Annotated in this window: 8 protein-coding genes and 1 other RNA gene; 3 read left to right on the top strand and 6 right to left on the bottom strand. The window is 56.9% G+C overall.

The window, feature by feature from the left end; translation table 11 throughout:
* Window positions 1–21: 21 nt before the first annotated feature.
* The 4 genes from SK58_RS14695 to SK58_RS14680 all read right to left on the bottom strand — a co-directional run bounded on the left by SK58_RS14695 (window position 22) and on the right by SK58_RS14680 (window position 4,509).
* The gene (locus SK58_RS14695; RefSeq protein WP_048220159.1) at window positions 22–2,004 is read right to left on the bottom strand and encodes a TonB-dependent hemoglobin/transferrin/lactoferrin family receptor; all 1,983 of its coding nucleotides are present in this window, start codon (window positions 2,002–2,004) and stop codon (window positions 22–24) included.
* 76 nt (window positions 2,005–2,080) lie between these two features.
* On the bottom strand, window positions 2,081–2,269 hold the full coding sequence (gene hemP / locus SK58_RS14690) for a hemin uptake protein HemP (RefSeq protein ID WP_015570723.1): 189 nt from the start codon (window positions 2,267–2,269) through the stop codon (window positions 2,081–2,083).
* A gap of 209 nt (window positions 2,270–2,478) precedes the next feature.
* Complete coding sequence (gene aroH, locus SK58_RS14685) at window positions 2,479–3,525, bottom strand: 3-deoxy-7-phosphoheptulonate synthase AroH (RefSeq protein WP_015570722.1); 1,047 nt, start codon at window positions 3,523–3,525, stop codon at window positions 2,479–2,481.
* Window positions 3,526–3,675: 150 nt separating this feature from the next.
* Window positions 3,676–4,509, bottom strand: coding sequence for a posphoenolpyruvate synthetase regulatory kinase/phosphorylase PpsR (locus SK58_RS14680; protein ID WP_047735044.1), 834 nt, complete (start codon window positions 4,507–4,509; stop codon window positions 3,676–3,678).
* 335 nt (window positions 4,510–4,844) lie between these two features.
* On the opposite strand from SK58_RS14680, the gene ppsA reads away from it, so the two are divergent.
* From ppsA to SK58_RS14665, 3 genes are all read left to right on the top strand, one after another.
* Window positions 4,845–7,223, top strand: a complete 2,379-nt coding sequence (gene ppsA / locus SK58_RS14675) for a phosphoenolpyruvate synthase (RefSeq protein WP_017384643.1) — start codon at window positions 4,845–4,847, stop codon at window positions 7,221–7,223.
* A 234-nt stretch (window positions 7,224–7,457) separates the two neighbouring features.
* Window positions 7,458–8,858 (top strand): MFS transporter, encoded by a 1,401-nt coding sequence (locus SK58_RS14670; RefSeq protein ID WP_032648070.1) that lies wholly within the window; start codon window positions 7,458–7,460, stop codon window positions 8,856–8,858.
* Between the two features lie 3 nt (window positions 8,859–8,861).
* A complete protein-coding gene (locus tag SK58_RS14665; protein WP_048220158.1) occupies window positions 8,862–11,237 on the top strand; it encodes a glycoside hydrolase family 3 N-terminal domain-containing protein in 2,376 nt (791 codons plus the stop codon).
* Between the two features lie 5 nt (window positions 11,238–11,242).
* On the opposite strand, the gene rprA is transcribed toward SK58_RS14665, so the two are convergent.
* Window positions 11,243–11,350, bottom strand: an RNA gene (gene rprA / locus SK58_RS22435) — antisense sRNA RprA.
* 209 nt (window positions 11,351–11,559) lie between these two features.
* Window positions 11,560–12,675, bottom strand: a complete 1,116-nt coding sequence (gene ydiK / locus SK58_RS14660) for an AI-2E family transporter YdiK (protein ID WP_015570721.1) — start codon at window positions 12,673–12,675, stop codon at window positions 11,560–11,562.
* Window positions 12,676–12,843: the final 168 nt, after the last annotated feature.

Genomic DNA, 12,843 nt, shown 5'->3' with positions numbered 1-12,843 from the left:
GAATCGTTGCCCCGAAGGGAATTACCATTGATAACTGACGAAGATCTTGCCGTTGCGGCCATCCTGCGGGATGCCCTGTGGTGACCAGTAGGCTTTGTCGAAGGCGTTCCCCAGCACGAGGGTGGTGGTGATGCCTTTGAACTGCTGCTGACCTTTATAGCTGACGTAGAAATCATTCACTGCGTAGCCAGGCTGCTCGCTGTAGCTGCTGCTGATGTGCGTTGAACGTTCGACGAAGGTGCCGATCCAGCCCACGGAGAAGCCGCTTTGCGCCACGGGGATATCCAGCTTGCTGGTGACGGTGTCCGGGTTGATGCTGGAGATGTATTCGCCCGTGTCGGTATCTTTCCCGCGTGTGCGGTTGTAGGCCACGTCCAGGTTGAACAGACTGGTCGCGTAGGTCGCCATCATGTCCCAGCCCCAGATTTTGGCATTTGGTACGTTATAGGACATGGTGGTGGCCGCCGCAAAATCGACGGTAGTGGAGATGTAATCTTTCGCTTTGGTGTCGAAGTAGCTGGCTTTGAACTCCAGCGCGTCGTTGGCGAGCAGCAGATCGTCAAAACGTAGCCCAAAACCGAACTCCTGGGTTTCGTTAGTTTCCGGACGCAGGTTCGGGTTCGGCACCCAGTAGTTGGTGTAGAAGCTGCCGATAGAGAAGTGCTTCGAGTCGTTATACATCTCGCCCATCGTTGGCGCGCGGAAGGCCTGGGCGTAAGAGCCGAACAGCATCAGCCAGTCGGCTGGACTCACGGTTAACCCGGCGCGTGATGACCACTTATCCGCATCCACGTCGTCGTAACCGTCGCTGCTGCCGCGGTAGTTGTCGTAACGCGTCCCGCCGAGAAGCGTTACCGGCAGGTCGCGCAGGGTGATCTCATCCTGCAACCAGCCGGAGCTGAAGTCGATTTTTGCGTCCGGGAAGCCGGTGGTCGCGCCGCCAGGGTGTTGCTCCTGACGATAGTATTCCCCGCCGTAGGTCAGCAGGTGCGAGGCGAAGGAGTCGCTGAACAGGCGGGTGCGGTTTTCCACTTTGCCGCCTTTGGTAGTCTGCTTACGGAACTCGCCGCTGGCGTCGATGTTCTGGGCGTTGATCCGCGCTTCGGACCAGTAAATTTTCGCATCGGCGTTCAGCCAGTCGTTTCCGGCTGGCGCAATGCGGTAGCCAAGCTGGGCATCGCGCTGAATGGTGGAACGATCGGTCATCGGGTTACTGCTGCTGGCATCCGTGGTCTGCGGATTTTTCGGCTCCTGCGCGTCGTTGTTGTAGTAGCGCAGGGAGCCACTCAGCGTCTGCGCCGGATCGATTTTCCAGCTGCCTTTCGCCAGCATATTGTTGATGGATTCGTCGTTTGGCGCCCTCGCGCCGTCACTCTGGCGAATGTCGCCGCGATCGCGGCTGGACCAGGAGACCAGACCGTCCAGGGTATCGGTGCGGCCATAGGCGCTGGCACCCATCCCGATGCTATGATCGCCCGTTGCACCGGTAGCAAATACGCGATAGCCGCTGTTTTTACCTGCATCCAGCAGATCGCTGGCGTCGACGGTGTCATACGAAATTACGCCGCCCAGCGCGCCGCTGCCGTACAGCAAGGCGGAAGGACCACGTACTACTTCAATACGTTTGATCAGCGCCGGATCGAGGAACGTGCTGTTCAGGTGTCCGGTATCAGTGCCCTGGCGCACGCCATCCACCAGTATCAGCACGCCACGGCGGTCATAGCCCCGGAGGTTAACGTCCTGACCGTTGGTGCGCCCGGTGCCGTCCAGCGTCAGACCGGGCACCTTGCGCAGCAGGTCGGCGGCGGAGCTGGCGGTCTGGTTTTCCGGCGCGGTGGCGTCAATCACGCTCACCATCATGGGGGCTTCAAAGGCGCTGCGGGCATTGCCGGTGGCGGTGACGGTGATCTCGTCTGCGGCGGCAAACGTAACGCCCGGCAGGGTGCTGACAATCGCCAGCGCCAGAAGAGACGGGCGTAAAGACGCGGATTGCAGGTGTGTCATAGCAACTCTCCATAAGAATTGAAAAGCGCTGGCTGCCTGGGGATCACCTGGGTGGCTGGCGAATGTGTTGTCTGGTTTATTTAGTCAGGATCAGTTTTCCGGCATTGGTCTGGCGCAGCAGGTAGTGCTGGCCGTCATGCTCGATAATGACCCGTCCCTCCTCACCCAACAGGCTTTTGCTGTCGATTCGGCGATCGGTGGGAGCAGGGGACGGCGCTGTGTGTGTTTTTGTTGGCGTTGCCGCGCTGTTATCGGTCGGTGACATAATGTTTATAAATAACAATCAATGTAACAATGATAATCATTATCAATAAACTGCAAATTCACGGCAAGCGTTTTTGTGAAAATTGTGTGACGGGATCAAATTTGGGGGAGAGGTGCGGTCTGATGCCCTCACCCCGACCCTCTCCCACGGGGAGAGGGTGAAGGGCACGTACCGTAGGCCGGGTAAGCGCAGCGTCACCCGGCAGGATTTTAAAAGCGCGTGTCCACGGCTGAAGCCAGCTTCTCCAGCAGCAGCTCGCTGTCTTCCCAGCTCAGGCACGGGTCGGTGATCGACTGGCCGTAGACCATTTGCTGTCCGGCGACGATCTTCTGCGTGCCTTCTTTGATAAAACTCTCCGCCATAATTCCTGCAATGGCGGTCGAGCCGCTGCGGATCTGCTGGCAAACTTCCTCGCAGACGTCCAGCTGGCGGCGGTGCTGTTTCTGACAGTTGCCGTGGCTGAAATCCACCACCAGATGCTCCGGCAGGTCAAATTCCGCCAGCGTTTCGCAGGCGGCGGCAATATCTTCTGCATGGTAATTCGGTTTTTTACCGCCACGCATAATGATATGTCCGAACGGGTTGCCGCTGGTCTGGTAGATGGTCATCTGGCCGTTTTTATCCGGGGAGAGGAACATATGGCTGGCGCGTGACGCGCGGATGGCATCTACGGCAATTCGGGTATTGCCGTCCGTTCCGTTTTTGAAGCCCACCGGGCAGGAGAGCGCCGACGCCATTTCACGGTGGATCTGGCTTTCGGTGGTACGTGCGCCAATCGCGCCCCAGCTAATGAGGTCGGCAATAAACTGTCCGGTCACCATATCCAGAAATTCGGTGGCAGTTGGCACGCCCAGCTCGTTAACCTGTAACAGCAGCTTGCGCGCCAGTGTAATACCGTGATTCACCCGGTAGCTACCGTTCAGATCGGGATCGGAAATCAATCCTTTCCAGCCCACGACGGTACGCGGCTTTTCAAAGTAGGTACGCATCACGATCTCCAGGCGATCCTGATACGTGCCGCGCAGCGTCTGAAGGCGTTGTGCATAATCCATTGCCGCGTCGAGGTCGTGGATGGAGCAGGGGCCAATCACCACCAGAAGACGTTTGTCTTCACCATTGAGAATTTTTTCGATGCGGCGACGGGAGGCCGTCACATGGTCCGCCACCTCGGCGGATACGGGATGCAGCCGGGCCAGTTCAGCCGGTGTGACCAGGCTATCAATGCGCGCGGTGCGCAGTTCGTCGGTTTTGTTCATGGAATGTCTCAGAAATTTTTTGCTTCATCGGCAGACTACCGGGAAGTGATGGCCATCACCTTAAACCAATCCCTGCTGATTTCAAGTTCGGGGCACGTCGCCCCGAGGATGGCATGATAATAACTGAAACTGGATTAATGTACTAGCATATTAGTACATGCGGCGATTCAGCCCCATGATATCGAGGATCTTGGTGGCAATTTCTTCTACTGAATAGTTGGTACTGTTCAGCCAGGGAATTTGATTTTTCCGGTATAGCGCTTCGACTTCGGAGACTTCCATTCGGCACTGGCGCATCGAGGCGTAGCGACTGTTCTCGCGACGTTCTTCGCGGATCGCCGCCAGGCGTTCCGGGTTGATGGTCAGCCCAAACAGCTTATGCTGGAGCGGCTTGAGTGCGGCGGGCAGCACCAGGTTATCCATATCATCGGCAATAAAGGGGTAGTTGGCGGCACGAATGCCAAACTGCATGGCCAGGTAAAGGCTGGTGGGGGTTTTACCGCAGCGCGACACGCCGAGCAAAATCACCTGCGCCTGGTCGAGATTGCGCAGGGAGATCCCGTCGTCGTGCGCCAGGGTGTAATCAATGGCGGCAATACGCGCATCGTATTTGGTCAGGTTACCGGGGTTCAGCCCGTGGGTACGGTGGGCGATCGGCGTCGGGTCGAGCTTCAGCTCGCTTTGCAAGGGAGCAACCAGCGCCTGCACGATGTCCTGACAGAAGCCCTCGCTTTGCAAAATGATGTTGCGGATCTCAGGGATCACAATGGAATAGAACACCAGCGGACGAACGCTGGTCTGCTGGTAAATGGCGTCGATCTGGTCCTTGACCGCTTTGGCCCGGCTCTCATTTTCCACGAACGGCAACGTGATGCTATTTATCGATACCGGAAACTGCGACATCACCGCGTGTCCCAGCACCTCGGCGGTAATCGCCGTCCCATCAGAAATATAAAAAACGTGGCGATCGACAGCATTATCCATTTTATCCACCCTGAATAGCGTACGTAATTGCCTGAAAGCATAAATTAAAAAAGTTAATTTCACAGCAAAGAACTTATCTGAATTTAAAATGAAATGGTGTTTTTGATTTTCCTGAAAAGTGGATTTCATTTTTCGAATAGCGGCTTTATTTCTATGGTTTTTGCCGGAATCTATAGGAATCATCGGGTTAGCGAGTGCCGGGAAACTGTCCGAAAAGTTGAAAATTTAAATTGCTTACACGATTCACCGTTTTTTTAGCGGAAATAAATATGCCAGTATAAATACGTAGTCAGGTGTTTCTTACTCCGATCAAATATCACAAAAGGATTGTTTCGATGTCCAACAATGGCTCGTCACCGCTGGTGCTTTGGTATAACCAACTCGGCATGAATGATGTAGACAGAGTTGGGGGCAAAAATGCCTCCCTGGGTGAAATGATTACAAATCTGTCCGGTATGGGTGTCTCCGTACCTAACGGGTTTGCCACAACCGCCGATGCGTTTAACCTGTTTTTAGACCAGAGCGGTGTAAACCAGCGCATTTACGACCTGCTGGATAAAACGGATATTGATGATGTCACCGAGCTTGCCAAAGCCGGCGCGCAAATCCGCCAGTGGATTATCGACACACCTTTCCAGCCGGAACTGGAAAAAGCCATTCACGACGCCTACAACCAGCTCTCCGCTGACGATGCGCAGGCCTCCTTTGCCGTGCGTTCTTCTGCAACCGCAGAAGATATGCCCGATGCCTCGTTCGCCGGACAGCAGGAAACCTTCCTGAACGTTCAGGGTTACGATGCGGTGCTGGTGGCGGTGAAGCACGTGTTTGCTTCCCTGTTTAATGACCGCGCCATCTCCTATCGCGTGCACCAGGGCTACGACCATCGCGGCGTCGCGCTTTCCGCCGGCGTGCAGCGCATGGTGCGCTCGGACGTAGGCTCTTCCGGCGTGATGTTCTCTATCGACACTGAATCCGGCTTCGACCAGGTGGTGTTTATCACCTCCGCGTGGGGTCTGGGCGAGATGGTGGTGCAGGGGGCGGTAAACCCTGACGAATTCTACGTTCACAAGCCTACGCTGGCGGCTAACCGTCCGGCAGTGGTACGTCGCACCATGGGCTCGAAAAAAATCCGCATGATCTATGCTCCGACGCAAGAGCATGGCAAGCAGGTCACCATTGAAGATGTGCCACAGGAGCAGCGGGATCGCTTCTCACTGACCGACGCCGAAGTGGAAGAGCTGGCGAAGCAGGCGGTGCAGATTGAAAAACACTATGGCCGTCCAATGGACATCGAGTGGGCGAAAGACGGACACACCGGCAAGCTGTTTATCGTGCAGGCGCGTCCGGAAACCGTCCGTTCACGTGGTCAGGTCATGGAGCGCTACACCCTGCACGCGCAGGGCAAAATTGTCGCGGAAGGCCGCGCAATTGGTCACCGCATCGGTGCCGGTCCGGTGAAAGTGATCCACGACATCAGCGAGATGAACCGCATCCAGCCGGGCGACGTGCTGGTAACCGACATGACCGACCCGGACTGGGAACCGATCATGAAAAAAGCGGCTGCCATCGTCACCAACCGCGGCGGCCGTACCTGTCACGCGGCTATTATCGCCCGTGAGCTGGGGATCCCGGCGGTAGTCGGCTGCGGTGACGCGACCGAACGCATGAAGGACGACCAGAAGGTGACGGTCTCCTGCGCTGAAGGCGATACCGGTTACGTGTATGCCGATATCCTCGACTTCAGCGTGAAAAGCTCCAGCGTGGATACCATGCCGGACCTGCCGCTGAAGATCATGATGAACGTCGGCAACCCGGACCGCGCGTTTGACTTCGCCTGTCTGCCGAACGAAGGCGTGGGCCTGGCGCGTCTGGAATTTATTATTAACCGTATGATCGGGGTGCACCCGCGTGCGCTGCTGGAGTTCGACGACCAGGACGCAAAACTGCAAAACGAAATCCGCGAGATGATGAAGGGTTACGACTCGCCGAGAGAGTTCTATGTGGGTCGTCTGACGGAAGGGATCGCCACGCTCGGCGCGGCCTTCTACCCGAAACGCGTGATCGTGCGTCTGTCGGACTTTAAGTCCAACGAATACGCCAACCTGGTGGGCGGTGAACGCTACGAGCCAGAAGAAGAGAACCCGATGCTGGGCTTCCGCGGCGCCGGACGCTACGTGTCGGAAAGCTTCCGCGACTGCTTCGCGCTGGAGTGCGAGGCGGTAAAACGCGTGCGCAATGACATGGGGCTGACCAACGTGGAAATCATGATCCCGTTCGTCCGTACCGTGGATCAGGCGAAAGCGGTGGTGGACGAGCTGGCGCGTCAGGGGCTGAAGCGCGGCGAGAACGGGCTGAAGATCATCATGATGTGCGAAATCCCGTCCAACGCCCTGCTGGCCGAGCAGTTCCTGGAGCACTTCGACGGCTTCTCCATTGGCTCGAATGACATGACGCAGCTGGCGCTCGGCCTGGACCGCGACTCCGGCGTCGTCTCTGAGCTGTTCGATGAGCGTAACGAGGCGGTGAAAGCGCTGCTCTCCATGGCCATCCGCGCGGCGAAGAAACAGGGTAAATATGTCGGGATTTGCGGCCAGGGTCCTTCTGACCATGAAGACTTTGCGGCCTGGCTGATGGATGAGGGGATTGATAGCCTCTCCCTGAACCCGGACACCGTGGTGCAGACCTGGCTGAGCCTGGCAGAGCTGAACAAGTAAAACCTGCACAACCTGAAAAAGGCGAGGATATCTGTCCTCGCCTTTTTTATTTTCCTGCGAATATGCTCACCATCACAAATAAAGCAAAAAACCAAATATCATAATTTATCTGTTAATTTAGACAATTGTTAGCGGGCAGGGCGTTGCTAATACTTGAGCCTTACCGCGTACATCCGTCGGGATGATGCGCGACTGGTTGAAATACGTTTTAACCTGATAAAAAGGCAAATAACAATGACAATCTCCTCTGTATTACGTACCAAAGATAAAATAGGTTATGGCCTCGGCGATATGGCCAGCGCGCTGGTCTGGCAAACGGCAACGTTATTTCTCGCTTATTTCTATACGGACGTATTCGGTTTGCCTGCGGCCATTATGGGCACCATGTTTTTAGTGGTGCGCGTGGTCGATGCGTTTGTCGACCCGTGCATTGGCGCGCTGGTGGACCGCACTCAGACCCGCCACGGTCGTTTTCGTCCCTGGCTGCTCTGGTTTGCCATTCCGTTTGGCGTGAGCTGCCTGATTACCTTCTACGTCCCGGATGCCGGGGCGACGGCAAAAATTGTCTATGCCTGCGTAACCTATGCCATCCTGAGCCTGATCTATTCCGCGATTAACGTCCCTTACTGCGCCATGCCCGGCGCGCTGACGCTCGACCCGCGCGAACGCCACTCGCTGCAATCCTGGCGCTTTGGCCTGTCGTTTATCGGCGGGTTGATTGTAACGGTCATCGCGCTGCCGCTGGTCTCATTATTAGGCCAGGGGAATGTGCAAAAAGGCTATTTCTATGCCATGAGCCTGATGGGGCTGCTGGGTATTGTTTTATTCTTCTGCTGCTTCTTTATGACCCGGGAGCGTTACTCGCCGCGCAATGACACCTCCGGCTCGATGCTGACGGATTTAAAACTGCTGGCCGCCAATAGCCAGTGGCGAATTGTTTTTCTGTTTAATATTTTACTGTTAACCGCCGTCGTGACGCGTGGCTCTGCGACCATGTATTACGTTAACTATGTTCTGTTACGTCCGGAACTGGTTTTTGCCTTTATTGTTTCCGGCATGGTGGCCTCCTTAAGCGGCGCATTATTATCTGAACGTCTGCTGGGGAAATTTGACCGGGTGCGTGCCTATCAGTGGACCATTATTTCTTTCGTTATTTTTGGCGCGCTGATTTTCTTCATTCCGCCTTCGCAGGTGTGGCTGATATTCGGTCTGAATATTGTGTTTAGTTTTATTCAGAACCTGACCACGCCGCTGCAATGGACCATGTTCTCCGATGTGGTGGACTACGAAGAACACCGTAGCGGCCGCCGCCTGGACGGGCTGGTCTTTTCTACCGCCCTGTTTGCCATCAAGTTTGGGCTGGCGCTGGGTGGGGCGGTGGTCGGTTGGGTGCTTGGCATGGTGGATTACGCGCCGGGTCAGGCAAACCAGGCGCCTCACGTTCTCGCAACCATCAATGCCCTGTTCACCCTGATCCCCTGCGCGCTGTTCCTCTGCATGGTGGCGCTCCTTGCCATCTACAAACTTAACAGCCGACTGGTGGACAGCATCGCCCGCGAGCTGGCCAGCAAACGCGATAGTCGAAACGATACGGGGCAGCTCAGCCCGGCAACCCAATCCGCACTACAGGAGTAAACCATGACTGCGATCTACAAGGACGCGGGACGTTCCGTACACGAGCGTGTCGCTGATTTACTGGCGCGTATGACGCCGGAAGAGAAATTTGCCCAGATGCACGCGTACTGGCTGATCCTTGATGAACACGGCAACCACCGCGAGCGCAGCGATCTGAGCGATGAATTCGCCGGCGTGAGTGAACAGGCGTCCCTCAGCGAAAGGCTGAAGCTGGGCGTCGGGCAAATCACCCGCCCGCTCGGCACGCACATTGTTGATGCAAAAACCGGCGTGCGTGCCGCCAACCGCCTGCAACGCATGATGATGGAGGAGACCCGGCTCGGCATTCCGGCGCTGTTTCATGAGGAGTGTCTGGTGGGGCTGCTGTGCAAAGATGCAACGCTGTTCCCGTCGTCGCTGAACTACGGTTCTACCTGGGACCCGGCGCTGGTGCAGCGCGCGGCGGAGCAGATTGGCAAAGAGGCCCGATCCGTCGGGTGCCAGCAGGGGCTGGCCCCGGTGCTGGATGTCTCGCGCGATGTGCGCTGGGGACGGACGGAAGAGACCTTTGGGGAAGATCCGTGGCTGGTAGGGGTGATGGCGACGGCGTACGTGAAGGGGTTGCAGGGCGATAAGCGCAATCTGCTGGCGACCCTGAAACATTACGTCGGCCACTCCTTCAGCGAAGGGGCGCGCAATCATGCGCCGGTCCATCTCGGTTTCAGCGAGCTAAACGATACCTTCCTGCTGCCGTTTGAGATGGCGGTAAAGCTGGCCAACGCCGGTTCGGTGATGCCAGCCTATCACGACATTGATAATCAGCCAGGGCACAGCGACCATTTTCTGCTCACCACCGTGCTGCGTGAACAGTGGGGCTTCGACGGCATTATCGTGGCGGATTACGGCGGCGTCAGCCTGCTGCACCAGCACCACGGGATTTCTCACGATCCAGCACAATCGGCGGCTCTGGCGTTTAACGCCGGGCTGGACGTGGAATTGCCGAAGGATGACTGCGCGCGTCATCTGGCGGAAGCGGTAGAGCGTGGGCTTATCTCAATGGCGAAAGTGGATGAGATTGTGGCGCGCGTGCTCAGTGAAAAATTCCGTCTTGGGCTGTTTGAAAAACCGTACGCCGACGAAGACGGTATCGATTTGCAGAATGAGGCGACCCGGCAGGTGGCGCGCGAGGTGGCAACAAAATCGATCACGCTGCTGGAAAATAACGGCATTTTGCCCCTCGGCGGAAAACCCCGTGTAGCGGTAGTGGGGCCGACGGCGGACGATCCACTGGCGTTACTGAGCGGCTACAGCTTCCCGGTTCACCTGATTATCAGCGATATGGTTGAAGAGACTTCGCAGGTGACCACCCCGCGCGCGGCGCTGGAACAGTACCTTGGCGCATCACAGGTACGTTACGCCAAAGGGTGCCACATTATCGAAAAACGGATGGCGGGCGCACCGGTGTTCCCGGGCGAAAGCGGCGGTAAACCGATGCAGCAATCGCCGGTTTCACAACGCACGGATCTGATCCCCGACGCCGTGAGCGCGGCAAAAGAGAGTGACGTGGTGGTAGCCTGCGTGGGCGACCTCGCCGGACTATTCCAGAGCGGCACCGTGGGGGAAGGTTCGGATACCGATTCGCTGGATCTGCCGGGCGTGCAGCAACAGCTGCTGGAGGCGCTGGTGGCAACCGGTAAGCCGGTGATTGTCGTCATGACGGGTGGGCGTCCTTATAACCTTCAGGGGCTGGAAGAGAAGGTGGCCGCGCTGATGATGGCCTGGGCGCCGGGGCAGGAAGGGGGCTGGGCGATTGCCGATGTCTTAACCGGCCGCGCGGAGCCGCAGGGCAGGCTGGTAGTGAGCGTGCCGAAAAACGCCGGGGCGATGCCGTACTACTATAACCACAAGCTGAAAAGCGGCGGCACGCCGTTTGCGTTCCATTTCGGCGCACTTTACCCGTTCGGTTACGGTCTCGGCTGGACGCAGTTTCGCTGGGGCGCGGCCCGCCTGGCGGAAAGCCGCGTCCCGATCGACGGAGAGGTGGCGTTAAGCGTCGATATCACCAACACCGGCGAGCGCAGCGGCAGCGAAGTGGTACAGGTGTACGTACGCGATAAGGTCGCCACGCAGGTGCGTCCGCTTCAGGAGCTGAAAGCGTTCCAGCGCGTTACGCTTTCACCGGGAGAAACCGCCACGCTGACCTTTACCCTGCCGGTGGAGATGTTTAATTTCACCCGCCGGGACGGGAGGCGGATTGTCGAGCCAGGGGAATTTGAGCTACAGGTTGGCGCGTCCTCGGCGGATATACGCGAGGTGGTGAACGTGCTGGTAACCGGGGAGACGCGGGAGCTGGCGGGGGAATGGCGCATGCTCAGCCGCTGTGACATTACACGGGCGTAAAAAGGATAAAAAAAAGCCCATCGTGGGAGATGGGCAAAGACTACACACAGCAATTCGTTGTTTCACTCAGGGGATTTCCATGCTTATAAATCAAGGTGTTGATTTATAACCGTGTCTTAATAGTAGGCATGCCAGGATTTTGAGTCGATCGGATTCGTCTCAATAGTTAAAGGCAGGTAAAGATTTCTTGAAGAGAATGACGGTTTTAGGCAGAAAAAGGCGGGTCTGACCAGTGCACAGAGAATAAATAGTTTAGCAACGTTTAAGTATTGCTGTGGAGAGTGTAGGCCGGGTAAGCGTTAGCGCCACCCGGCCTACGTTCTTACTGCGCGTTCTTATCTTCCAGTTCTTCAAGTTCGCTTAAGATGACGTCAGGGTCGGTTCCCGGCGGCGGCACTTCATGCACCCAGGCGGAGAAGAGACGCCAGGTTACCGCAAGCAGCACCGGACCGATGAACAGGCCAATCATGCCGAAGGCAATTAACCCCCCGATCACCCCGGACAGGATCAGAATCAGCGGCAGGTCAGCGCCCATGCGGATGAGGAGGGGACGGATCACGTTATCCATGGTGCCCACCACGCAACTCCAGACCAGTAGCACCGTGCCCCAGGTCGTGTCCCCCGTCCAGTAAAGCCAGATAATGCAGGGAACCAGCACCAGCAGCGGACCGAGCTGAGCCAGACAGGTCATCAGCATGACGACGGTGAAAATGGTGGCATAAGGTACGCCGGAAATCGCCAGCCCGATTCCGCCAAGTACAGCCTGCACCAGCGCTGTGACCACCACGCCGAGCGCTACCGCGCGGACGGCCTGGGCTGCCAGCAGCACGGCCGCATCGCCGCGTTTACCTGCCAGTCGGGTGGCGAAATGACGTACCCCCAGCGCAACCTGCTCGCCGCGCCAGTACAGCAGGGCGCTGAAGACCAGCATCAACGTACAGTGCATCATGAAGCGACCAATGTGCGCAGCCTGCCCCACAAACCAGGTGGTGGTTGTGCCGATGTACGGACGCACTTTGGCCATCAGGGCGCTACCGCCCATCTCCAGCAGGCTGTGCCAGCCGCTGTACAGTTTTGCGCCCACAACAGGAATACTGTTCAGCCACGCGAGATCCGGCAGCGTCATATCACCGCTGGTGACCGCGCGAATAACCGGGCCGCTACTGTCAACCAGGCTGTTAACCAGCAGTGCAATGGGAATAATAAACAGCAGGAACAACAGCAGCGTCATCACCAGCACGGCCAGGCCGCGGCGACCAAACAGCAGTTTCTGCAAACGTAAGAGTAAAGGCCAGGTTGCGACGACGACGGTCGCGGCCCAGGCAAATCCGAGCACGAAAGGACGAACAATCCACAGACACGCAATAATCATAATGGCTAAGAACAGCACCGACAGCAGTATCTGCGCGACATCCCTGGGCTGACGAAGATTGACCATAAACGAAACTTTCCTTAAATGAACACCAGCAAGGCTGATGGGAATATAAACCGCATCTCTCTAATCATTAGTGATTTCAGCGATTTTTGACAGGCGGATTTTGCCCGTAATTCTACGAAGCACATAAGAAAAAAATGTGATAAAACTTTCCAGACACAACGCAAACGA

The sequence above is a fragment of the Enterobacter sp. BIDMC93 genome (assembly GCF_001037805.1).
GTDB lineage: Bacteria > Pseudomonadota > Gammaproteobacteria > Enterobacterales > Enterobacteriaceae > Enterobacter > Enterobacter hormaechei_C.
The sequence above is the reverse complement of the archived record's forward strand: the minus strand, read 5'-3'. Positions and strand labels throughout refer to the sequence as shown.